Consider the following 21,706-nt stretch of genomic DNA (forward strand, 5'->3'; position numbering starts at 1 on the left):
TGCGCCGCCAATGGCGGCTTCGCCACGGCTGCGCTTGTCGGCGCCGACCGCACTACCGCCCGCGCCACCCAGCGCCGCGCCAATGGCCGAACCGGTGTTGCCGCCCAACTGCTGGCCGACAACCGAGCCTAGAACCCCGCCCAATGCGCCGCCTACACCGGCTTCGGTGGTGCCGCCGGCCATGGCTGCGCCACTGACCAGGCCAAGGGACAACAAGAGAATCGAGGAGAACTTCATTCAGGGAAACCTCAAGGGGATGACGGCGCGATCCTGAGGTTGTATCGAGACGCTGACAATCGAAATCCGACCGGCGGCAGAAGTTGTATACAATGTGTTAAGTTACTGTTTTGTATAGGGAACTTAAATTGTTTTTACGGGTCTTTAGTTACTTCGGAACGGCCGCTTTTAGGTAAAAGCGGCCTTTTTTGTGCCTGTAAAATGTGCGCTGAAAGTGCTGGCCTCTTCGCGGGGCTAGCCCCAATGCCTGTCAGTTAAGGCTTTTTGTAGGAGCGAGGGGGGCGCCTACAGAGGGCGGTCTACGCTTAACTGACTGGCATTAGGGCAAGTCAGGCCGAGCGCGCCATGATCAAGCCTGTGTCACTCGCCGCTTCCAAACGAATCGCGACAAACTTCGACGTTGGCGTATGGCTGCCCTCTCCCGTGCTTTCCAACGGCACCAGCGGGTTCACTTCCGGATAGTAAGCCGCCGCCTGCCCGGCCGGGATATCGAACGCCAGCAGGGTAAAGCCTTTCACACGGCGTTCACGGCCGTCTTCCCACAACGAGATGATGTCTGCCTTCTGCCCTGGCTTGAAGCCCAGGCGGATGATGTCGGCTTCGTTGACGAACAGCACATCCCGCTGCCCTTTGACCCCGCGATAACGGTCGTCCAGGCCATAGATAGTGGTGTTGTACTGATCGTGGGAGCGCATCGACTGCATGATCAGGTCCGGCACCCGCCCTGTGGCGTGGGTGCGCTCATGAATCAGGTCCTTGGGCAGGATGTTCGGCCGGAAGTTGGCGCGGCCCGATGGGGTGTTCCAGCGGCGTGCGCCGGCGGAATTGCCCAGATAGAAGCCGCCGGGGTGTTTGATCTTCTCGTTGAAGTCCTTGAAGCCTGGAATGGTATCGGCGATCAGGTCGCGGATGCGGCCGTAGTCGGCGACCAACCAGTTCCAGTCCACAGGCTTGCTGCCCAGGGTCGCGGCGGCGATGCCGGCCAGGATCGCAGGCTCCGATTTCATCAGTTTCGACAGCGGCTGCAGCTGGCCATTGGAGCCGTGGACCATGCTGAACGAGTCTTCCACCGTCACCGCTTGCGGGCCGTCGGCCTGAATGTCGATGTCGGTACGGCCCAGGCAGGGCAGGATCAGGGCGTCTTTACCGTGCATCAGGTGGCTGCGGTTGAGCTTGGTGCTGATCTGCACGGTCAGGTCGCAGTTGCGCAATGCCTCGAAGGTGCGGGTACTGTCGGGCGTCGCCTGGGCAAAGTTGCCGCCCAGGCCGATAAACACCTTGGCGCGGCCCTCGAGCATCGCGTGGATGGCTTCGACCACGTTGTGCCCATTGGTACGCGGCACCTGGAACTGGAAGCGGCGCTCCAGTGAGTCGAGGAACGCCGCCGGTGGGCGCTCGTTGATGCCCATGGTGCGGTCACCCTGCACGTTGCTGTGGCCACGCACCGGGCACAGGCCAGCGCCTGGACGGCCAATGTTGCCGCGCAGCAGCATCAGGTTGGCGATTTCCTGGATGGTCGGCACCGAGTGACGGTGCTGGGTAATGCCCATCGCCCAGCACATGATCACGTTCTTGCCTTTGGCATACATGCGCGCGGCTTGCTCGATCTCCACCAGTGTCAGGCCGGACTGCTCGACGATTTCCTCCCATGAGGTGTCATCGATCTGACCCAGATAGTCCAGGACGTTAACGGTGTGTTCGTTGAGGAAGTCATGATCGAACACGGCTTCCTTGCCTTCGGCCAGGGCCTGGCGCTCCCACTGCAGCAGGAACTTGGCCATGCCGCGCAGAATGGCCATGTCGCCGCCCAGGGCCGGGCGGAAATAGGCTGTGTTGGTCGGCTTGTCGCCGTTGGTGAGCATTTCCAGCGGATGTTGCGGGTGCTGGAAGCGTTCCAGGCCACGTTCTTTCAGGGGGTTGATACACACCACCTGGGCGCCGCGTTTCACCGCTTCGCGCAGCGGTTCGAGCATGCGCGGGTGGTTGGTGCCGGGGTTTTGGCCCCAGACGAAAATCGCGTCGGCGTGTTCGAAGTCATCAAAGGTCACGGTGCCTTTGCCCACGCCCACACTCTGTGCCAGGGCGACGCCGCTGGCTTCGTGGCACATGTTCGAGCAGTCCGGGAAGTTGTTGGTGCCGTAGGCGCGCACGAACAGCTGATACAGGTAGGCGGCTTCATTGCTGGCGCGGCCCGAGGTGTAGAACTCGGCCATGTCCGGGCTGGGCAGGGCATTGAGGTGCTTGCCGACCAGGTCGAACGCGGCTTCCCAACTGATGGGCTGGTAGCGGTCGGTCTCGGCGTTGTAGCGCATGGGCTCGGTGAGACGGCCTTGATATTCCAGCCAGTAATCGCTTTGTTCCAGCAGCGCGGTAACGCTGTGCTTGGCGAAGAACGCCGCGTCCACGCGGCGCTTGGTGGCTTCCCAGTTGACGGCCTTGGCGCCGTTCTCGCAGAACTTGACCATGCCGCTTTCCGGCGAGTCGCCCCAGGCACAGCCCGGGCAGTCGAAGCCGCCGTTCTGGTTGGTCTTGAGCATCATGCGCAGGTTTTTCAGCGCGTTGTCGCTGGTCAGCCAGGCTTGCGCCACGCTGATCAACGCACCCCAGCCGCCGGCCGGGCCTTTATAGGGCTTATAGCGTGGGGTTGGGGTCTGGTCGGCTTGGTGGTGAAGGCTCATGGCTGGTACTCCATCGCAGGGCTGTAGACCCGCGGCGCGCTTTTCTGCGGCAGGTGGATGAGATTGAGGTTATGCCGGCGCGCCCATTGCAGGGCCAGGCCGGTGGGCGACGACAGGCTGACCAGGGTCTGGATGCCCGCGCGCAGGACTTTCTGGATCAATTCGAGGCTGCAGCGGCTGGTGACAATCGCCAGCCCGCCGTCGGTCGGAATCTTTTGGCGAATCAAGGCGCCAATCAGTTTGTCCAGGGCGTTATGCCGGCCGATGTCTTCGCGGCCCATCAGCAATTCGCCCTGGTCGTTCATGAACACCGCCGCATGCACCGCGCCGCTGTGTTGGCCCAGCGGCTGGAATGCACCGATGCGCTGGCGCAGGCCATCGAGCCATTCGGCCGGTGGCAAGGGCGCGCCGGGCAGCACCTGAAGGTCGGGCAAGGCCTGCTCCACCGCTTCGACACCGCACAGGCCGCAGCCGCTGGTACCGGCCAATTGGCGACGCTGTTGCTTGAGGTTCCAAAATGCACGGCTGGAAATCTGTACCTGAGCATACTGGGCGGAACCCGAACCACTGAGCTTCAGATCGTATATGTCGCTAACGTCGCGGATGATGCCGCTGCCAAGGCTGAAACCGACGATAAAATCCTCAAGGTCGGTCGGCGTCACCAGCATGACGGCCTGGCTGATATCGTTGTAGGCAATCGCCAACGCCACTTCTTCGGCCAGCGCAGTGCTGCCGACGTCGGTGTGTTCCAGATTGCTGTACTGATAGCTCTGGCTGGCGGCGGGCGCTGGCGTTTCGAGGGCGGGCGCCGCGCAGGTGGGGCGCTTGGCGTTCATGGGGCAATACCACCGGCGGATTGATCAGTGTTCAGACTAGGCGCGACAAAGGGTCGCGTCTAATCGCCAGTATTGATGTATTGATAGATGGCGTCGATCAAGGTTCGTTTTTTAGTCAAGGAGTGACCCGGAACCCAGATCTTTGGGACTGGTCTAGTCTTGGGCATCAGGTACTTAAACCCAAGGAGAGCGCACCATGAGTATTTTCAGTTTTGTTAAGGAAGCAGGCGAGAAATTGATTGATCTGCTGACGCCGGGTAATGCCAACGCCAGTGAGCAGTTGAAGGACCACATCTCCAAGGTTGGCCTTGGAAATCCGAATGTGCAGGCCACCGTTGAGGGTGACAAAGTCACGGTAACGGGCGAAGTCGCAACTCAGGAAGAGAAAGAAAAAATCATCCTGGCGGCCGGTAATATCGCAGGTGTCGGCAGTGTCGAAGACAAGATCACCGTCTCCGGCCCGGCGGTTACCGCTGCGCGTTTCGTGGTTGTGAAAAAAGGCGACACCCTCAGCGCGATTTCCCTGACGGTGTACGGCAACGCCAATCAGTACAACAAGATTTTCGAGGCCAACAAGCCCATGTTGTCGCACCCGGACAAAATCTACCCAGGCCAGACCCTGCGTATCCCTGAGTAATACGCAGGATAAAATGAGGAAGCTCGCCCTTTTTGTAGGAGCGAGCTTGCTCGCGAAAAACTCACAGGCACCGCGTTTATGCAGGAAATACGCGTTATCGTTGACGTTTTTCGCGAGCAAGCTCGCTCCTACAGATTGGTATTAGGGCGTGTCCCCCTCCCACACTCGCTCAAAGCCCGGTAATAAGTTCTCGATAATTCCCGACGGCTGCGAACTCTGCAGTGTCCTTTGGCCCCTTTTTGCTGTCGGGCTCTTTGACTGCCAGCAAATGGGCCACCCCGAAATCCCTGGCACTGCGCAGAATCGGCAAGGTGTCGTCGATAAACAGGCTCCGGGCCGGGTCGAAGTCGATGTCTGCTTGCAGCGCTTCCCAGAACTGCGGGTTCTCCTTGGGAAAACCGTAATCGTGGGAGCTGATCAGTCGTTCGAAGTACGGCGCCAACTCGATGCGCTCCAACTTCAAGGACAACGAATCGCGATGAGCGTTGGTGATCATGATCACGCGCTTGCCGGCCTGCTTGATCGCTGCCAGAAAAGTATCGGCGTCCGGGCGCAGGGCAATCAGGTGGGCGGTTTCCAGCTTGAGTTCGCGCACGGGGATTGCAAGTTCTGCGCTCCAGAAATCCAGGCAATACCATTGCAACTGTCCGGCGTTACGCTCGAACAGCGGCTGCAATTCCATTTGCGCCATGGCCAGGCTCACGCCGTGCAGCTCGGCGTAGCGTTGCGGCAGGTGCTCCATCCAGAAGTGGTTGTCGTAATGCAGGTCGAGCAAGGTGCCGTCCATGTCCAGCAGGACAGTGTCGATGGCGTGCCAGGGCAAAGAGGGCATGGGGCGTTCTCATGTAAGTAAAGATATCCGACACAGACAATCGGAAAAGCCACGGTATAGTAACCCGATCACGCCAAGGAGCCGTTTATGCGCCAGAAACCCACCGTCCTCGCCCGCGAAATAGTCGCCAGTAGCCGTTTGTTCCGCGTGGAGGAAGTGCAATTGCGCTTTTCCAATGGCGTTGAGCGCACCTACGAACGTCTGGTGGGCCGTGGTGCGGGTTATGGCGCGGTGATGATCGTGGCGATGATCGACGAAGACCACGCATTGCTGGTGGAAGAGTACTGCGGCGGCACCGATGAATATGAGCTGTCCTTGCCCAAGGGCTTGATCGAGCCCGGCGAGGATGTGCTGGCGGCGGCGGACCGCGAACTCAAGGAAGAGGCCGGCTATGGCGCGCGCCAGTTGGAACATATCACCGAGCTGTCGCTGTCGCCCGGCTATATGAGCCAGAAAATCCAGGTGGTGCTCGCCACTGATCTGTACGAAGAGCGCCTGGAAGGCGATGAACCTGAGCCTATGCGCGTGGAGCGGGTCAACCTGCGTGAGCTGTCGGCACTGGCGCAGAACGAGCAGTTCAGCGAGGGCCGGGCGCTGGCCGCGCTGTATCTGGTACGAGACCTGCTGACCCAGCGTGGGGTGTTTACCTTATGAGCGAATTGTTTCTGGGCCATCCGTTTATCGCGCCGGTCATTGAACTGGCGCGCCAGGCCGGTGAAGCCATCCTGCCGTACTGGCGTGCCGATGTGGCGGTGACCGCCAAGGCGGATGATTCGCCGGTGACGGCCGCCGACCTCGCCGCGCATCATCTGATTCTCGCGGGTCTCACGGCGCTGGACCCGAGCATTCCGGTGCTGTCCGAAGAAGACGCCGATATCGACCAGAGCGTGCGCGCCGGCTGGCAGCGCTGGTGGCTGGTGGACCCGCTGGACGGCACCAAGGAATTCATCAGCGGCAGTGAAGAGTTCACGGTCAATATCGCCTTGATCGAGCAGGGCCGTGTGGTGTTCGGCGTGGTCTCGATGCCCACCAGCGGTCGTTGCTACTTCGGCGGCGCGGGCCTGGGAGCCTGGCGCTCGGATGTAAATGCCGCGCCCAGGCAGATCCAGGTGCGCCAGACGCCGGCTGCGGGTGAAGCCTTTACTGTGGTTGCCAGCCGCCGGCATACCAGCCCGGAGCAGGAGCGTTTGCTGGAGGGGTTGAGCCAGGGTTTGGGCGAGCTGAAACTGGCGAATATCGGCAGTTCGTTGAAGTTCTGCCTGTTGGCCGAAGGCAGTGCCGATTGTTATCCGCGCCTGGCGCCGACGTCGCAGTGGGATACCGCGGCGGCGCAAGGTGTGTTGGAAGGGGCGGGGGGCGCGGTACTGGAGTTGAACGGCAAGCCGTTCAGCTACCCGGCGCGGGAATCGTTGCTGAACCCGTTCTTTCTGGCGTTGCCGGCCAAGGCGGCATGGCGTGAACGCTTGTTGAGCCTGGCCAGGTCTTAAGACCTGCGCAAATTAAAAATGTGGGAGGGGGCTTGCCCCCGATTGCGGTGTAACAGTCAGAAGCGGGTTGCCTGACACACTGCTATCGGGGGCAAGCCCCCTCCCACATTTGCTTTGTGTGATGGCGGCTAGCGGTGCAGGACGTATTGGCCGGTAAAAGTCACCGCGCGGTCTTCGCTGCCCTCATTCACAATCCATGTGTCCAGCGCCAACCGCGCGCGACCATGGCGTTTGTAGGTCGCCACGAAGCGCTTCCACACCTTCTCCTCCGGTGCCGTGCAAATCACCGTCGCATCCTGCGTCACCGGCAACGGATAACTGATCTGTCCTTCCTGAATCACGATGTGCCCGTCTTCAATGCCGTCTTCGCGCAGTCTCAGGTGCAACCAACCCCAGCCTGCCAATACGGCGCCGCAGTAGAGGCTGCCGCCAAACATGGTGCTCTTGTGGTTGATATTGGCTTGCAAGGGCAGATGCAGTTGCAGTTGGTGGTGTTGCCAGTCGAGCACCTTGAGCCCCATTTCCCGAGTGAGGGGGATGTCGTGATGGAGGATGGATTCCAGGTAACGGCTGTCGCGGCTCATGGCGGCCTCTTGGTGGGTGGACGGGGTCATTCGTCGTCTGCGCTGTGGTTGGCGCTGTCGGCGAAGTTCAGGCCGTGTTTGCGCAATTTGTCGTGCAGGGTCTTGCGTGGCACGCCGAGGGCTTCGGCGAGGCTGCGCAGGGAGCTGTGGGGGCGGGTCAGTTCGGCGGCGATCAGGCTTTTTTCGAATTGTTCGACTTGCTCGCTCAAACCGCCAGGCGTGGAGGTCAGGGTGCTGGTGGACGGATCGTCCGGCGTACTGTCCAGGGCCAGTTCCAGGCCCAGGGCGAAGCGTTCGGCGGCGTTTTGCAGTTCGCGCACATTGCCCGGCCAACTGTGGCGCAACAGCAGGGCGCGTTGCCCCGGTTGCAGCTCGTGCAGCGGCAGGCCGTGGCGGCTGCTGGCTTCGTCGGCGAAGTGCTGGAACAGCATCAGCGCGTCTTCGCCACGTTCGCGCAGCGGTGGAATGCGCAGCGGCGCGACGTTGAGACGGTAATACAAGTCGGCGCGGAAGCGGCCCTGGTCGGCGGCCTGGCGCAGGTCTTCCTTGGTGGCGGCAATGATGCGGATGTCCAGCGGGATCAACTGGTTGCCGCCCAGTCGCTCGACCACCCGCTCCTGCAGCAGGCGCAGCAGCTTGACCTGCACGTCCAGGCTCATGCTTTCGATTTCATCGAGAAACAGCGTGCCGCCGTTGGCGAATTCGAACTTGCCGATACGGCGCTTCTGCGCGCCGGTAAACGCGCCGGGTTCATGGCCGAACAGTTCGCTTTCCACCACCGACTCGGCCAGTGCCCCGGCGTTGATCGCCACGAACGGGCCGCTGCGCCGGTTCGAAAGATCGTGCAAGGCCCGGGCGACGACTTCTTTGCCGGCGCCGGTTTCGCCGAGGATCAGCACATCGGCCTTGGTCGCCGCCAGCGCACCGATTTGCTCGCGCAGGCGCAGCATCTGCGGCGAATGCCCGACCAGGCGCGTGCTCAGTTGCTGCCGATCGCTGAGGGCCAGGCGCAGGCTGCGGTTGTCCAGCACCAGGCGGCGCAAGGCCAGGGCGCGGCGTACGCTGTCGAGCAACGCGTCGCTGGCGAAGGGTTTTTCAAGGAAGTCGTAGGCGCCGGCGCGCATGGCCTGCACCGCCAGCGGCACGTCGCCGTGGCCGGTGATCAGCAGCACCGGCAGGTCCGGGTCCTGGCCGTGCAGTTCGGCGAGCAGCTCCAGGCCGTCCATGCCGGGCATGCGGATATCGCTGACCACCACGCCCGGCCAGTCCCGCGACAGGCGCGCGGTAAGGCCGCTGGCTTCGCCCAGGGTCAGCACTTTCAGCCCGGCGAGGTCGAGGGTCTGGCATAGCGCCTGACGCAAATGGGGATCGTCGTCGATCAGCACCACCTGAATCTGGTTATCGATACTCATACACTGCGGTCCTCGGACGGTTGCACACTGACGCCCGGCGAGCCGGCGCGCAATTTCAAGGTTAACAGCGCGCCGCCTTCCTTGTGGTTGGCGAACAGCAGCTCGCCGCCGAACGCACGCATCAGGGTTTCACAGATGGCCAGGCCCAGGCCCAGGCCCTGGGTGCGTGTCTTGGTGGTGTAGAACGGCTCGCTGGCGCGGCCCAGGGCTTCCATGCAAAAGCCCGGGCCGTTGTCGCGGATGTACAGGTTGACGCCCTGGTCGGTGGTTTGGGCACTCAGCCAGAGTTTGCGCGGCGGGCCCTTTTCGGTGAGGGCGTCGAGGGCGTTGGCCAGCAGGTTGCCCAGCACCTGGCGCAGACGGGTTTCACCGGCCTGTACCCATAAGGTCGCCTCGGGCAGGTCGCGGATCAATTCCACCTCCATTGAGCGCCGCCGCTTGCCCAGCAACGCCAGCGCATCGTCCAGCGCCGGTTGCAACGCCACGCTTTCCGGCGCGTGGCGGTCGCGGCGGGCGAACGCGCGCAAGTGCGCGATGATCGACGCCATGCGCCCGGTCAGTTCGCTGATCAACTTGAGGTTACCGCGGGCATCGGCGGTGCGTTCATGGTCGAGCAGCACTTCAGCGTTTTCCGCGTAGCTGCGAATCGCCGCCAGGGGTTGGTTCAGTTCATGGCTGATGCTGGCCGACATGGTGCCCAGCGCCGAGAGTTTACCGGCCTGTACCAGGTCGTCCTGGGCGCGTACCAGTTCCTGCTGGGCGTGTTCGCGCTCCAGCACTTCCTGTTTCAGGCGCCGATTCAGGCCCTCCAGGTCGCTGGTCCGCTCGGCCACGCGCATTTCCAGCTCGCGGCGGGCCTTGGCTTCGAAGGCGATGCGCTCCAGATAATGGCGACGGCGCTGCATCATCAAGCCGAGCAGCAGCATCAGCACCAGCAATGTCGCGCCGCCGACGGCCACCACGGTGCGCACCGGGCGGTTGATCAGCGACTGTGGGGCGAGGATTTCCACGTTCCAGCCGGTTTCGGCGATGGCTGTGGATTGACGCAGCCAGGCGCTGCTGCTGAGGTTCAGTGGCTGCGGATCACGGGTCGGGTAGGGCTGGATGGCAATAATGGCCTGGCGTTCTTCGTCGGTCAGCGGGCGTGTGGCGCGGAACCGCCATTGCGGGCGCGAGGTGAGGATCACCACGCCATTGTGGTCGGTCACCAGCAGTTGTTCCGGAGTATTGCCCCACAGGCTCTCGGTGTGGTCCAGGTCGACCTTGACCACCAGCACGCCGATGATTTTCTCATCATCGCGCACGGCGGCGGCGAAGAAATAGCCGCGCTTGGCCGAGGTGGTGCCCAGCCCGAAAAAGCGTCCCAGGCGCCCGGCCATGGCTTCGCTGAAATAGGGGCGAAAGGAAAAATTGCGCCCTACAAAGCTGTCTTGCTTATCCCAGTTGGACGCGGCGAGGGTCTTGCCGGTGGTGTCCATCAGGTACATCACCTCCACCCCGGCCTGGGCGGCGACATCCTTGAGCAGCACGTTGGCATTGACCAGGTTGGTGCTGATCTGCGGCGCATCCAGCGCGGTGCGCAGGGCCGGCAGGTCACCGAGGATCTGCGGCAGCACTTCATAGCGATGCAGGGTGCCCAACAGGTTGGCGACGTACAGGTCCAGGGTCTGACGGTTCTGCCCGGCCAGTTCGCTGCGGTAGTAGCGCTCGGCCAAGTGTTCCAGCGGCCATAGCAGCGGCGCCAGGCACAACGCCAACAGGGCCAGGCTGCGCCAGCGGGGTCTTCGTGGAAGAGGTGGGGTCATGGGGATCATGCGCCTGTGGGTACAGGCGCATTATGCCTAGTGCTGCCTGGCAAGACACTCGTGCAATGCGTCCTGCCATTGCGGCTGGCTGACGTGCCATTGCTGCTGCAGGCGGCTGCAATCGAGGCGTGAGTTCAGCGGGCGCCTGGCGGGTGTTGGGTAGGCGCTGGACGGGATCGCTTCCAGCTCGGCACAGGGTTTGCCTTCGGCACGCAGTTGCTCGCCAATCGCCTCGGCAAAGCCGAACCATGAGGTTTCACCCTGGGCAGTCAGGTGATAAACGCCCCACTCGCCGGCGTCACCGGCTTGCCAGCGCTCGATCAGTGCGCGCGTACTGTCGGCGATAGTCCCGGCCCACGTCGGCGCGCCGATCTGGTCGGCGACGATGCGCATCTGCGGTTTTTCCTGCAGCAGGCGCTGCATGGTCAGCAGGAAGTTCTTGCCGTGGCTGGAATACACCCAACTGGTGCGCAGAATCAGGTACTTGCCACCTACAGCCGCAATCGCCTGTTCACCCGCCAGTTTGCTCTGGCCGTACACACCCAGTGGGTTGGGCGTGTCGTTTTCGGTGTACGGGGCAGGTTTGCTGCCGTCGAACACGTAGTCGGTGGAGTAATGAATCAGCGGGATACCCAACGCCTTGGCTTCTTCGGCGAGAATGCCGGGAGCGATGGCGTTGATGGCGAAAGCTGCGTCCGGCTCGCTTTCGGCCTGATCGACCGCAGTGTGGGCGGCGGCGTTGATGATCAGGTCGGGACGGTGAGCGCGCACCTGTTGGCGAATCTGCTCGGCGTTGGCCAGATCAAGCTGGTCGCGGCCCAGCACGACGAGTTCGCCCAGGCCCTGGAGGCGCTGTTGCAGCGCCTGGGAGACCTGGCCGTGCTGACCGGTGATCAATATCTTCAGGGGCGCTGTCACGGGAACAGGTCCGCATCCTTCAGGCTTTTACCTACCTGATCCTTGGCGGACAGGGTCGGTGGGCCATCGAGCTGCCAATCGATATTGAGGTCCGTGTCGTCCCAGCGAATGCAACGCTCTGCCGACGGGGTGTAGTAATCCGTCGTCTTGTAGAGGAATTCGGCGTAATCGCTCAGCACAAGGAAACCGTGGGCAAAGCCCGGTGGTATCCACAGCTGCCGATTGTTTTCGGCAGACAGGCGCACGCTGGCCCATTTACCGAAATGAGGAGAGCTGCGGCGGATATCCACCGCCACATCCAGCACTTCCCCAGCCGTCACACGCACCAGTTTTCCCTGGGCGTGTTCGACCTGGTAGTGCAGGCCACGCAGCACGCCTTTCAAGGAGCGTGAGTGGTTGTCCTGCACAAACTGAAGTTTCAACCCGCTGGCGTTTTCAAACTCGCGGGCGTTGAAGCTCTCGTAAAAAAAGCCGCGGTCATCGCCGAATACTTTCGGTTCGATGACCAATACACCAGGCAGCTCAGTGGTGCTCACATTCATTTAGGGTTCCCGGCCAACATGTACAGATATTGACCATAGCCGGTTTTGCCGAAATATTTAGCCCGTTCCAGCAAATAGTCACGATCAATCCAGCCGTTGTCGTAGGCGATTTCTTCCAGGCAGGCGACTTTCAGGCCCTGGCGATGCTCGATGGTCTGCACGTAAGTGGACGCTTCCAGCAGGCTGTCATGGGTGCCGGTGTCGAGCCAGGCGAAGCCGCGCCCAAAACGTTCAACATGCAGGTCGCCGCGCTTGAGGTAGGCGTTGTTGACGTCGGTAATCTCCAACTCGCCGCGTGGCGAAGGCTGCACGGCCTTGGCGATCTTGATCACGTCGTTGTCGTAGAAATACAGGCCGGTCACCGCATAGCTGGATTTAGGCTTGGTCGGTTTCTCTTCAATCGACAGGGCGCGGCCGTCCTTGTCGAAATCGATCACGCCGAAACGCTCCGGGTCCTTGACCCAGTAGCCGAACACCGTGGCGCCGGATGGGCGTTTTGCGGCATTGCGCAGCTGATCACCGAAGTGCTGGCCGTGGAAGATGTTGTCTCCCAGGATCAGGCACACCGGGTCGTTACCAATGAACTCCTCGCCAATGATGAACGCCTGGGCCAAACCATCGGGCGAAGGCTGTTCTGCATAGCTGAAGCGCACGCCGAACTGGCTGCCGTCACCCAGCAGGTTGCGGTATTGCGGCAGGTCCACCGGCGTAGAAATCACCAGGATGTCCTTGATCCCCGCCAGCATCAGCACCGAGATCGGGTAGTAGATCATCGGCTTGTCATACACCGGCAACAGTTGTTTGGACACGCCCAGGGTAATGGGGTGCAAACGGGTGCCGGAACCGCCGGCCAATACAATTCCCTTCATCATGCGATCAGATCCTTTACGTCAGTATTGCCAAGTCGTTCACCTTGATAGCTGCCATCCTGGACCCTGCGGCACCATTCCAGGTTATCGAGGTACCACTGCACGGTCTTGCGCAGTCCGGTCTCAAAGGTTTCTTCCGGGACCCAGCCCAGTTCGCGCTCGATTTTGCTGGCGTCGATCGCGTAGCGTTGGTCGTGGCCCGGACGATCCTTGACGAAAGTAATCAGGTCGGTGAATTTTTCCACGCCGGCCGGACGCTGTGGCGCCAGCTCTTCCAACAGCGCGCAGATGCCGCGTACGACGTCGATATTCTTCTGTTCGTTGTGGCCGCCGATGTTGTAGGTCTCGCCCACCACCCCAGTCGTCACCACCTTCAGCAGCGCACGGGCGTGATCCTCGACGAACAGCCAGTCGCGCACTTGCAGACCATCGCCATACACCGGCAGCGGCTTGCCCGCGAGGGCGTTGAGAATCACCAGTGGGATCAGTTTCTCAGGGAAGTGGAACGGCCCGTAGTTGTTCGAGCAGTTGGTCAACAGCACCGGCAGGCCGTAGGTACGCTGCCAGGCGCGGACCAGGTGGTCGGAGGCTGCCTTGCTGGCCGAGTACGGCGAGCTGGGGGCGTAAGGCGTGGTTTCGGTGAACAGATCGTCCACTCCATGCAGGTCGCCGTACACTTCATCGGTGGAGATGTGGTGGAAACGGAACGCGCTTTTGGCCGGTTCAGCCAGCTTCTGCCAATAGGCACGCGTGGCTTCGAGCAGGCTGTAGGTGCCGACGATGTTGGTCTGGATAAAATCCGACGGGCCGTCGATGGAACGGTCCACATGGGACTCGGCCGCCAGGTGCATGATCGCGTCTGGCTCAAAGCGCGCCAGTACGGCGCTGACGGTGGCCTGGTCGATGATATCGGCCTGGACGAACTCGTAGCGGCTGTTGGACGCAATGCTGGCCAGCGACTCAAGGTTGCCGGCGTACGTGAGCTTGTCCAGGTTGAGCACTTCGTGCTCAGTGTGCTGGATCAGATGCCGGATCAGGGCCGAGCCAATAAATCCGGCACCGCCGGTGATGAGAATGCGCATGTCGAGGGCCTTTTCCTTAGACGGACATTAAGCGAAAGAAGCATAGCTTGAGTTGTGAATCGAACGGGCGCAAGCGCGGCGAGCAGGAGGGGTTGATTAACGCCCCCGAACAATGGCGATATAGACGCCTGATAAAACCGAGGTCGTCACAATGTTGCTCGCCCCATTGGTCCATCGCGCCAGTCTGCCGTGCCTCTGGTTGAGCCTTGAGCAGGCAGCTATCTGCTTGAGCACTGTTACGGCCTGAGTGGCACATTGCGATCTCTGGGCAGTCAGCAAGACCTTAACTTCAACATTGACAGTGCCCTGAGGGGCTTCGTTCTGAAAATTTGCCGGGTGACAGTTGTAAAAATCGATTGTTATCGGCTGAATGCGATTGTTTTTATAAAATTCCATATTTTTAAGCTACTAAAGCCGATATTTATCCGTTATAAAGTCGGCTTTCACCCCATTCGGAGCCTTCATCGTCATGACTACCTTGCACAGCACGCCTCGCGCCGATGGCTTTCATATGCCCGCCGAATGGGCGCCACAAACCCAGACCTGGATGATCTGGCCCGAGCGCCCGGACAACTGGCGCCTGGGCGGCAAGCCGGCGCAGGCGGCCCACGTGGCCGTGGCCAAGGCCATCGCACGGTTCGAACCGGTGACCGTCGCGGTTTCCGCCGGCCAGTACGAAAACGCCCGCAGCCGCCTCGACGTGCCGAATATCCGCGTGGTGGAGATGTCCAGCGACGACGCGTGGGTGCGGGACACCGGCCCGACATTCGTGATCAACGACAGCGGCGAAGTGCGCGGTGTGAACTGGGATTTCAACGCCTGGGGCGGGTTTGACGGCGGTTTGTATGCGCCGTGGAACCGCGACTCACAAGTGGGCGGCAAGATTCTCGAGATCGAGCGCGCCTCACGTTACCGCACCGAAGGCTTCGTACTGGAGGGCGGTTCCATTCACGTCGACGGCGAAGGCACCCTGATCACCACCGAAGAGTGCCTGTTGAACCGCAACCGCAATCCGCACCTGGATCGCGCAGCCATTGAAGCGGTACTCAGCGCCAACCTGGCTGTGGATAAGATCATCTGGTTGCCGGATGGCCTGTTCAACGACGAAACCGACGGCCATGTGGATAACTTCTGCTGCTACGTGCGCCCCGGTGAAGTGCTGCTGGCCTGGACCGACGACCCGCAAGACCCGAACTACGCGCGCTGCCATGCCGCCATGGACGTACTGCAAAGCAGCACTGACGCCCAGGGCCGCTCGTTCACGGTGCACAAGATGCCGATTCCAGGGCCGCTGTACGCTACCGAGGAAGAATGTGCCGGTGTCGATCCGGTGGACGGGAGCCAGGAACGTAATCCGAGCGTGCGCTTGGCCGGCTCCTACGTAAACTTCCTGATCGTCAACGGCGGCATCATCGCGCCGAGCTTCGACGACCCGCTGGACCACCAGGCCAAGCAGATCCTGCAGAACCTGTTCCCGCAACACGAAGTAGTGATGGTGCCGGGCCGCGAACTGTTACTGGGGGGCGGCAACATTCACTGCCTGACCCAGCAGCAGCCCGCCCCGCAGAGAAATTGAGTGCAGTTGTAACAGTGCCTTGATGGCGAGTGAGCACCGCGAGATAGCGGTGTTCCAGGCAAGCCCGTGGCCCTGCAAGGTCGCGGGCTTTTTTGCTTCTCAATACCCGTGAATACGGGACATTGGCATAGCTCTTGTATCGCAGAGAGGCGACAGGGACTCAGGTCAAGACCGCGTTGTTCTGTCACATACCTTGAGTACGTTAGCCGCTCACGCAGCAGGAGAGAGCGCTGAAATGAATGCCGAAATCAACCCGATCTACATGCGCACGTTCCACCCGGTGCGGGTCGATGGCGATGCCATCCACGCGCTGGGGCTCTGGTTGAGGGAAAACGGCTCGCGGCAAGTCAGGCAACAGCCTGACTTGCGCAGCGTGATGAGCGAACGCTACCCGGCGGGTTTGTTCACGGAGGATGAGGTGCAGGTGTTGTGCGAGCTGATGAGTCACTGAACAGCTGCCACATCGCGCGAGAAACTTTAGAAGCTGTAGGTGCCTGTCACCACCACGCTACGCGGCTCCCCCGGCTGAATCTGCGCGACGCTGGTGGCCGAGGCGTAATAGCGTTTGTCGGCGATATTGTTCAGCGCAGCCCTCACGTCCCATTCTTTCTGGCGGAACCCGGCCAGCGCGTCCCAGCGGCCATAACCGGGTAATACCACCGTGTTGAGGTTGTCGGCATAACGGTCACCGACCAGGGTCAGGCCGGTTTCCGCGTACCAGCCCATCTCCGGTTTCCAGGTGATGAACACGCTGGCATTGCGCTTGGCCACGTCGCTGATGCGCTTGCCTTCGAAACCGTTGTTGTCCTCCTCCACCTTGGCATCCTGCAGGCCGATGCCGCCGCGCACATACCAATGGCCGACGAGCTTGCCGGTGGCGGTCAGCTCGATGCCGCGCGAACGTTGCTTGCCTGTCAGCAGGGTAATGGTGCGGTCCAGCGGGTCGCTGGTGCGGCGGTTGTAGAGTTCAAGCTCGTACACCGCCAGGGTGGTGCTCAAGCGGTCGTCAAGCCAATCGCTTTTCACCCCGATTTCCTTCTGTTTGGTCAGCTCGGGGCTGAGATCATTGACGCTGCCGGCGGCGTTCGGCGTGATGCCGACCAAACCGCCGCCTGCCGGGGAGAACGTCTTGCTCCACGAAGCATAGAAGGAGTGATGCTCCAGCGGCGTCCACACCAGGCCGACGCGGGGGCTGGTGCTGTGGCTTTTCACGTCCTGTTGAGTGTTGAGCAGCTTGTTGGTGGTGTCCACTTCGAAGCGGTCATAACGCAGCCCGCCCAACAGCTGCCACTGATCGTTCAGGCGCAGTTGATCCTGCACGTACAGGGCGCGGCTTTCGACTTCAGTGTGGTTGTCGCTCGAAACGCTCATGCGCCCGGTGTGGCTGAGATGACGGTTGGGTTGGTGCAGATTCAGGCTCGGTACAGCCTGGCCGCCCCGATTGGGCGCGGTGGCCGTGTACAGTTTCGGGTCGCGGCGCTGGCTGCCCAGTTCAATCCCGGTGAGCAGGCGGTGCTCCAGCCCGAAGGTATCGAAACCCCCTTCCAGTTCAAGGTTGTTGAACACGTTGCGGGTGGTCAGGTCCTGCTGCCAGTGCTGGCGGCTGACGGTGTTGGTTCTCGCGTCGTAGCCGGTCTGGTAGGTGTTGTCGAAATCGCTGTCGAGCTTGAACACGCCCAGGGTGTGGCGCAGTTGCCAGTTGTCGTTGAGCTCATAGGCCAGTTTGGAGCGCAGGGACTGGGAGGTGTCATCGATGTAATCGCCGCTGGAGAAATAGGTAGTGCTGCGGCTCACATCCGCAGGACGCCCATTGACGCCAGGAATGCCGCGGTCCGGCGTGCGGTTGTAGCGGCTGTATTCGTATTGCACCAGCCAGTTCAGCTCGGGCGTGAGTTGCCAGCTCATCGACGGCGCGAACAACTGGCGGTTGCCACTGACGCCATCGCGAAAGCTGTTGTTGTCCTGGTTGCCCATGTTCAGGCGCAGGCTGATGGTATCGCTGGGGTCGGTACTCAGGTCGGCGTACAGGCTGCGCAAATCGTTGCTGCCGCCCTGGGCTTCGAGGCTGGATATGCGGCCGGGGCTTGGCAGTTTGCTCACACGGTTGACGATCCCGCCCTGGCCGCCGCGCCCGTAGAGCACTGCTGCCGGGCCCTTCAGCACGTCGATACGCTCGATGTTGTGCAGGTCGCGCACGTATTGGCTGTCGTCACGGATGCCGTCCAGGTAGAAGTCATTGCTCGCATCGAAACCGCGGATACGCAGGCTGTCGAAGCGCGTGTCGGCGCCGCTGCTGACGTTGGGAATACCGCTCAACGCCTGGCCAAGATCGTTGGTGCCATAGGCGCGCAGGCTGTCGGTTTTCACCGAATCGATCGCCTGGGGTACGTAACGCACGGCGGTCGCAGTGCGCGTGGCGGTGTTGCTTTGCTTGATGCGGGGGTCGTCTTCGTCGAGTTCGGCGCTGATCGAGGTGGCAGGCAACACTGTGGTAGCACAGGCAAAACCGGCAGACAGCACAGCAGAAAGCCCAAGAAGAACGGGCGTCAGGCGAGGGGCAGGCATGGGAAAAAGTGTCCGAATTGTCAGGGATGAGAAAGCGCGCAAATGGTAATGCTTTGCATTTGCTTGCGGGATCTATTCCCAAACGTATCGTCGGTTAATTTGTTACTTAGTGTGTTTTTTTGCAGGGGCTGTTGGGATTTTTGGACGGTTACCCAGGCGCAATAGGTCTGTGCTTAGAATTATTTAGCCTAAATACGGGTGCTTCACGAAATTGACACATAGTTCAACGCGCGCATAGGATTGCGCCCAACGCCTGTGGCTGACAGCCATGACTCATCCAATAAGAAAAGGCCCGCGGCAGTTCAGTCGTCCGCGGGCCTTGTTTTTTTTGGAGAAAGTCGACACCGGAAAGTGATAGGGGCCTGGTGTCATAGCGCGTACTCAACCAGTAATAAGGAATATAAGAATATGTTGAAGCAAAGGATGAGTCTGATCGCTCTGGGGATTTTGAGCGCATCGACAGCCATGGCGAACGACCAGGAGCAATCCAAGGGTTTCGTCGAAGACAGCCACCTGAACATCGCAGCACGCAACGCCTACATCAGCCGTGACTACAAAAACGGCAAGCAGGACAAAGCCGAGTGGGGCCAGGGTTTCATCGGCAAGTTCGAGTCCGGCTTCACCCAGGGCACTGTCGGGGTGGGTGTGGACGTGATCGGCCAATACGCCATCCGTCTGGACGGCGGTAAAGGTCGCAGCGGCGCCGGCGGTATCGATTTCTTCAAGCAGGGCGACAGCGGCGAAGCGGCCAACGACCTGGCCAAAGGCGGCGCAGCCGTCAAGGCGCGCATTTCCAACACCGTGATCAAATACGGTCAGCAGATGCCGGCCGTGCCGGTCCTGCAGTACGACAACTCGCGCCTGTTGTCGGAAACCTACGAGGGCACCTCGATCGTTTCCAAGGAAATTGCCGGCCTGCAACTGGACGCCGGTCACTTCACCAAGGAAGCCCGCAAGAGTGCCGAAGGCAGCGACAGCGGCCGCCTGAAGAGCATCAACTACATCGGTGGCAGCTACAAATTCACCGAAAGCCTGTCGGCTGCCCTGTATGCCTCCGATATGCAGGACGTGCTGAAGAAGCAATACGTCAACGTCAACTACGTGCTGGCGCTGCCAGAGAAACAGTCGCTGACCTTTGACTTCAACGGCTACAAAACCAAGCTGGACCGCAGCTTCGCCCTGGAAAACCAAGGTGATGCGGACGCACGCGACAACAAAATCTGGAGCCTGGGCGCTACCTGGGCTGTTGGCCCGCACAGCTTCACCGTCGCTCACCAGCGCAGCACCGGCGACACCGGCTACCTGTACGGCGGCTACCGCAACGCCGGCGGCATCGGCGACGGCGGCAATACCATCCTGCTGGCCAACTCCTACTGGTCCGACTTCAACGGCAAGGACGAGCGCTCCTGGCAGGCCGGCTACGGCATCGACTTCACCACCTTCGGTGTACCGGGCCTGACCTACAACGTTGCCTATGTGCGCGGTACCAACATCGACGACGGCACCGGCCGTGGCGATGGCACCGAGCGTGAAATCTGGAACCAGTTCAAGTACGTGGTCCAGAGCGGCCCGGCCAAAGACCTGAGCCTGCGTGCGCGTGCCTCGTGGTTGCGCGTTTCCAACAACGCCAGCAACTACAACGTAGGCGGTAACGAGCTGCGCCTGTTCGCCGACTACCCGATCAATGTTTTCTGATTGATTGCACGTCGTGCCTGATGCCAGGCCACGAAAAACCCCGACTGGTTCGGGGTTTTTTTATGCTCGAAATAAGCTTATTGGAGGGTGATGGTGACCTTGCCTTTTGCCCTTCCCTGATCGACGTACCGCAATGCCTGCGCGGTCGATTCGAAAGGAAAGCAGCGATCGATGATCGGTTTGATAACGCCCGCCTCGATCAGCGCAGTGATTTTCTGCAGTTGCATGCCGTCGGCACGCATAAACAAAAATGCATAGCTCACCCCGCGCTTGCGGGCTTTTCTGCGAATACCGCTGCTCAGCAGGCGCATGACCTGCCCAAGCACCCAGGGCAAGCCCTGCGATTGGGCAAATTGCGCGGTGGGCGGTCCTGACAGAGAAATAAGCTGTCCACCAGGCTTGAGCACCTTGAGCGATTTCTCCAGTACATCGCTGCCGAGGCTGTTCAATACCATGTCGAAATCGTGCAACTCGTTGGCAAAATCCTGCTGTTTGTAATCGATGACCACATCTGCCCCAAGTGCTTTCACCCATTCGACATTCGCCGTACTGGTGGTGGTCGCCACGAAGGCGCCGAGGTGCTTGGCGAGCTGGATGGCGAGCGTGCCGACACCGCCGGAGCCGGCATGAATCAACACCTTCTGGCCTCTTTTCACCTGGGCGGTTTCAACCAGCACCTGCCAGGCCGTCAAGGCGGCCAAGGGCATGGCAGCCGCTTCGGCCATGCTCAGGTTCGAGGGTTTGAACGCCAGCGCGTTTTCATGCACGGCGATCAACTCGGCAAAGGTCCCGATCCGTGACTCGGGAGGGCGTGCATAGACTTCGTCTCCCGGCTTGAATCGCGTGACTGCCGCACCTGTGCGAACCACCACTCCGGCCAGATCATTGCCCAATATCAACGGAAACCTGTAGGGCAGGATCAGTTTGAACTCCCCCGTGCTGATCTTGGAGTCCAGCGGGTTCACGCTTGCTGCATGCACCTGGATCAGCACGTCATGCACACCGACCGCAGGGTCAGGTACATGGCCAATCATTCCGTCTTGCTTGCCGTAGCGATCGATAAAAAATGCCTTCATGGTAGATAGCGCTGCGCCACGGTGGACTGCTTGATCTGCGCCGTCAGCCCCTGACGTGCGGTTTGCAGCGCATCCCAACGCTCGCCGTCCTGCAGCGCGGGAATGGTCACTGGTTCGCGACGGTCGAAGCCGAGCAGTGCGGCATCCACCAGCGCATCCACTTCCATGATTTCGCTCAAGGTGTTGATGTCGATACCGGCGCGATCCCAGATCTCCGTGCGGGTCGCGGCGGGCAGTACGGCCTGCACATAAACACCCTGAGGCGACAGTTCCAGGCTCAGTCCTTGGGACAGGAACAGCACAAACGCCTTGGTCGCCCCATACACCGACATGCCGAACTCAGGCGCCAGCCCCACCACCGAACCGATGTTGATGATCGAGCCTTCACCTGCCTTGGCCAGGCGTGGCGCGATGGCGCTCGCGAGCCGCACCAGCGCGGTGGTGTTGAGGGCCACCAGTTGCGCAACGCTGTCAGTGCTTTGCTCGATAAACGTGCCCGATTGTGCGGCGCCGGCATTGTTGACCAGGATACCGATACGCGCGTCATCGCGCAGGCGCGCTTCGACGGCGTGCAGGTCGTTGAGTTGCGTCAGGTCGGCCTGGAGCACATCAATGGCGACGTTGTGTTTGTCGCGCAGGGTCGCGGCGAGCGTTTCCAGGCGAGAGTGATCGCGGGCGACCAACACCAGATCATGCCCGCGTTGGGCGAAACGCTCGGCATAAACCGCGCCGATGCCAGTGGAAGCGCCAGTGATGAGAACGGTAGGGCGAGTAGTCATGATGTCAGCTCTTTGGTCAGGGACGGAGATTTCCGTGCTTGTGGGGGAAGGTCATACCGCTGGTCATTAGGATGATGATCGAAATCTAAGCTGTCA

General features: G+C 61.0%; 19 protein-coding genes and 2 pseudogenes. 7 read left to right on the plus strand and 14 right to left on the minus strand.

Annotated features, from left to right (window positions below; translation table 11 throughout):
* The 3 genes and pseudogenes from BFP93_RS07815 to fdhD form a co-directional block, all read right to left on the minus strand.
* Positions 1–237: pseudogene (locus BFP93_RS07815) on the minus strand (hypothetical protein); the annotation flags it as partial.
* Between the two features lie 329 nt (positions 238–566).
* Positions 567–2,915 carry an FdhF/YdeP family oxidoreductase gene (locus tag BFP93_RS07820; protein WP_065892657.1) on the minus strand — a complete coding sequence of 783 codons (2,349 nt, stop codon included), beginning with the start codon at positions 2,913–2,915 and terminating at the stop codon, positions 567–569.
* Positions 2,912–3,751: a formate dehydrogenase accessory sulfurtransferase FdhD gene (fdhD, locus tag BFP93_RS07825; RefSeq protein WP_065892658.1), complete on the minus strand. Its 840-nt coding sequence runs from the start codon at positions 3,749–3,751 to the stop codon at positions 2,912–2,914. The genes BFP93_RS07820 and fdhD overlap by 4 nt, the downstream gene beginning before the upstream one ends.
* A gap of 196 nt (positions 3,752–3,947) precedes the next feature.
* Here fdhD and lysM point away from each other — a divergent pair, with 196 nt between their 5' ends.
* On the plus strand, positions 3,948–4,388 hold the full coding sequence (lysM, locus tag BFP93_RS07830; RefSeq protein ID WP_065892659.1) for a peptidoglycan-binding protein LysM: 441 nt from the start codon (positions 3,948–3,950) through the stop codon (positions 4,386–4,388).
* A gap of 169 nt (positions 4,389–4,557) precedes the next feature.
* Here lysM and yrfG read toward each other — a convergent pair whose 3' ends face one another.
* Entirely contained in the window at positions 4,558–5,220 is a 663-nt protein-coding gene (gene yrfG / locus BFP93_RS07835) for a GMP/IMP nucleotidase (protein ID WP_065892660.1), read from the minus strand.
* An 87-nt stretch (positions 5,221–5,307) separates the two neighbouring features.
* Between yrfG and nudE the strand changes: the two genes are divergently transcribed.
* Both nudE and cysQ read left to right on the plus strand, forming a co-directional pair.
* Entirely contained in the window at positions 5,308–5,874 is a 567-nt protein-coding gene (nudE, locus tag BFP93_RS07840) for an ADP compounds hydrolase NudE (protein ID WP_065883206.1), read from the plus strand.
* A complete protein-coding gene (cysQ, locus tag BFP93_RS07845) occupies positions 5,871–6,707 on the plus strand; it encodes a 3'(2'),5'-bisphosphate nucleotidase CysQ (protein WP_065892661.1) in 837 nt (278 codons plus the stop codon). The genes nudE and cysQ overlap by 4 nt, the downstream gene beginning before the upstream one ends.
* Before the next feature lie 128 nt (positions 6,708–6,835).
* Here cysQ and BFP93_RS07850 read toward each other — a convergent pair whose 3' ends face one another.
* Genes BFP93_RS07850 through rfbB form a run of 7 tightly spaced genes read right to left on the minus strand, consistent with a single transcriptional unit; the run spans position 6,836 to position 13,919 of the window.
* Entirely contained in the window at positions 6,836–7,291 is a 456-nt protein-coding gene (locus BFP93_RS07850) for a thioesterase domain-containing protein (RefSeq protein ID WP_065892662.1), read from the minus strand.
* 26 nt (positions 7,292–7,317) lie between these two features.
* Positions 7,318–8,703 carry a sigma-54-dependent transcriptional regulator gene (locus BFP93_RS07855; RefSeq protein WP_065883196.1) on the minus strand — a complete coding sequence of 462 codons (1,386 nt, stop codon included), beginning with the start codon at positions 8,701–8,703 and terminating at the stop codon, positions 7,318–7,320.
* Positions 8,700–10,508 carry a sensor histidine kinase gene (locus BFP93_RS07860; RefSeq protein WP_065892663.1) on the minus strand — a complete coding sequence of 603 codons (1,809 nt, stop codon included), beginning with the start codon at positions 10,506–10,508 and terminating at the stop codon, positions 8,700–8,702. Before BFP93_RS07860 ends, BFP93_RS07855 begins: the two co-directional genes overlap by 4 nt.
* Before the next feature lie 36 nt (positions 10,509–10,544).
* Entirely contained in the window at positions 10,545–11,426 is an 882-nt protein-coding gene (gene rfbD / locus BFP93_RS07865) for a dTDP-4-dehydrorhamnose reductase (RefSeq protein WP_065892664.1), read from the minus strand.
* Positions 11,423–11,968 (minus strand): dTDP-4-dehydrorhamnose 3,5-epimerase, encoded by a 546-nt coding sequence (gene rfbC, locus BFP93_RS07870; protein WP_065883191.1) that lies wholly within the window; start codon positions 11,966–11,968, stop codon positions 11,423–11,425. Before rfbC ends, rfbD begins: the two co-directional genes overlap by 4 nt.
* Positions 11,965–12,840 (minus strand): glucose-1-phosphate thymidylyltransferase RfbA, encoded by an 876-nt coding sequence (gene rfbA / locus BFP93_RS07875; RefSeq protein WP_065883189.1) that lies wholly within the window; start codon positions 12,838–12,840, stop codon positions 11,965–11,967. The genes rfbC and rfbA overlap by 4 nt, the downstream gene beginning before the upstream one ends.
* A complete protein-coding gene (rfbB, locus tag BFP93_RS07880) occupies positions 12,837–13,919 on the minus strand; it encodes a dTDP-glucose 4,6-dehydratase (RefSeq protein ID WP_032894082.1) in 1,083 nt (360 codons plus the stop codon). The genes rfbA and rfbB overlap by 4 nt, the downstream gene beginning before the upstream one ends.
* A gap of 151 nt (positions 13,920–14,070) precedes the next feature.
* Between rfbB and BFP93_RS29600 the strand changes: the two are divergent.
* From BFP93_RS29600 to BFP93_RS07890, 3 genes and pseudogenes are all read left to right on the plus strand, one after another.
* Positions 14,071–14,255, plus strand: a pseudogene (locus BFP93_RS29600) (hypothetical protein); the annotation flags it as partial.
* 133 nt (positions 14,256–14,388) lie between these two features.
* Positions 14,389–15,495, plus strand: a complete 1,107-nt coding sequence (gene aguA / locus BFP93_RS07885; protein ID WP_057725458.1) for an agmatine deiminase — start codon at positions 14,389–14,391, stop codon at positions 15,493–15,495.
* Positions 15,496–15,730: 235 nt separating this feature from the next.
* Entirely contained in the window at positions 15,731–15,946 is a 216-nt protein-coding gene (locus tag BFP93_RS07890) for a hypothetical protein (RefSeq protein ID WP_065892665.1), read from the plus strand.
* Positions 15,947–15,972: 26 nt separating this feature from the next.
* Here BFP93_RS07890 and BFP93_RS07895 read toward each other — a convergent pair whose 3' ends face one another.
* The gene (locus tag BFP93_RS07895; RefSeq protein ID WP_065892666.1) at positions 15,973–18,060 is read right to left on the minus strand and encodes a TonB-dependent receptor; all 2,088 of its coding nucleotides are present in this window, start codon (positions 18,058–18,060) and stop codon (positions 15,973–15,975) included.
* Between the two features lie 408 nt (positions 18,061–18,468).
* Between BFP93_RS07895 and BFP93_RS07900 the strand changes: the two genes are divergently transcribed.
* Positions 18,469–19,755: an OprD family porin gene (locus BFP93_RS07900; RefSeq protein WP_065892667.1), complete on the plus strand. Its 1,287-nt coding sequence runs from the start codon at positions 18,469–18,471 to the stop codon at positions 19,753–19,755.
* Between the two features lie 77 nt (positions 19,756–19,832).
* Here BFP93_RS07900 and BFP93_RS07905 read toward each other — a convergent pair whose 3' ends face one another.
* Both BFP93_RS07905 and BFP93_RS07910 read right to left on the minus strand, forming a co-directional pair.
* A complete protein-coding gene (locus tag BFP93_RS07905; RefSeq protein ID WP_065892668.1) occupies positions 19,833–20,831 on the minus strand; it encodes an NADP-dependent oxidoreductase in 999 nt (332 codons plus the stop codon).
* Positions 20,828–21,610 carry an SDR family NAD(P)-dependent oxidoreductase gene (locus BFP93_RS07910; RefSeq protein WP_065892669.1) on the minus strand — a complete coding sequence of 261 codons (783 nt, stop codon included), beginning with the start codon at positions 21,608–21,610 and terminating at the stop codon, positions 20,828–20,830. The genes BFP93_RS07905 and BFP93_RS07910 overlap by 4 nt, the downstream gene beginning before the upstream one ends.
* Between the last annotated feature and the right edge of the window lie 96 nt (positions 21,611–21,706).

The organism is Pseudomonas sp. 44 R 15 (assembly GCF_900004965.1).
Lineage (GTDB): Bacteria > Pseudomonadota > Gammaproteobacteria > Pseudomonadales > Pseudomonadaceae > Aquipseudomonas > Aquipseudomonas orientalis_A.

Excerpts from the sequence above, each read along its gene's own strand:
- aguA (WP_057725458.1), top strand. The coding sequence starts at position 14,389 with ATGACTACCTTGCACAGCACGCCTCGCGCCGATGGCTTTCATATGCCC.
- BFP93_RS07820 (WP_065892657.1), bottom strand. The coding sequence starts at position 2,915 with ATGAGCCTTCACCACCAAGCCGACCAGACCCCAACCCCACGCTATAAG.
- BFP93_RS07860 (WP_065892663.1), bottom strand. The coding sequence starts at position 10,508 with ATGACCCCACCTCTTCCACGAAGACCCCGCTGGCGCAGCCTGGCCCTG.
- BFP93_RS07905 (WP_065892668.1), bottom strand. The coding sequence starts at position 20,831 with ATGAAGGCATTTTTTATCGATCGCTACGGCAAGCAAGACGGAATGATT.
- BFP93_RS07900 (WP_065892667.1), top strand. The coding sequence starts at position 18,469 with ATGTTGAAGCAAAGGATGAGTCTGATCGCTCTGGGGATTTTGAGCGCA.
- lysM (WP_065892659.1), top strand. The coding sequence starts at position 3,948 with ATGAGTATTTTCAGTTTTGTTAAGGAAGCAGGCGAGAAATTGATTGAT.
- rfbB (WP_032894082.1), bottom strand. The coding sequence starts at position 13,919 with ATGCGCATTCTCATCACCGGCGGTGCCGGATTTATTGGCTCGGCCCTG.
- rfbA (WP_065883189.1), bottom strand. The coding sequence starts at position 12,840 with ATGATGAAGGGAATTGTATTGGCCGGCGGTTCCGGCACCCGTTTGCAC.
- BFP93_RS07855 (WP_065883196.1), bottom strand. The coding sequence starts at position 8,703 with ATGAGTATCGATAACCAGATTCAGGTGGTGCTGATCGACGACGATCCC.
- yrfG (WP_065892660.1), bottom strand. The coding sequence starts at position 5,220 with ATGCCCTCTTTGCCCTGGCACGCCATCGACACTGTCCTGCTGGACATG.
- rfbC (WP_065883191.1), bottom strand. The coding sequence starts at position 11,968 with ATGAATGTGAGCACCACTGAGCTGCCTGGTGTATTGGTCATCGAACCG.
- fdhD (WP_065892658.1), bottom strand. The coding sequence starts at position 3,751 with ATGAACGCCAAGCGCCCCACCTGCGCGGCGCCCGCCCTCGAAACGCCA.
- BFP93_RS07850 (WP_065892662.1), bottom strand. The coding sequence starts at position 7,291 with ATGAGCCGCGACAGCCGTTACCTGGAATCCATCCTCCATCACGACATC.
- BFP93_RS07895 (WP_065892666.1), bottom strand. The coding sequence starts at position 18,060 with ATGCCTGCCCCTCGCCTGACGCCCGTTCTTCTTGGGCTTTCTGCTGTG.
- BFP93_RS07890 (WP_065892665.1), top strand. The coding sequence starts at position 15,731 with ATGAATGCCGAAATCAACCCGATCTACATGCGCACGTTCCACCCGGTG.
- BFP93_RS07910 (WP_065892669.1), bottom strand. The coding sequence starts at position 21,610 with ATGACTACTCGCCCTACCGTTCTCATCACTGGCGCTTCCACTGGCATC.
- nudE (WP_065883206.1), top strand. The coding sequence starts at position 5,308 with ATGCGCCAGAAACCCACCGTCCTCGCCCGCGAAATAGTCGCCAGTAGC.
- cysQ (WP_065892661.1), top strand. The coding sequence starts at position 5,871 with ATGAGCGAATTGTTTCTGGGCCATCCGTTTATCGCGCCGGTCATTGAA.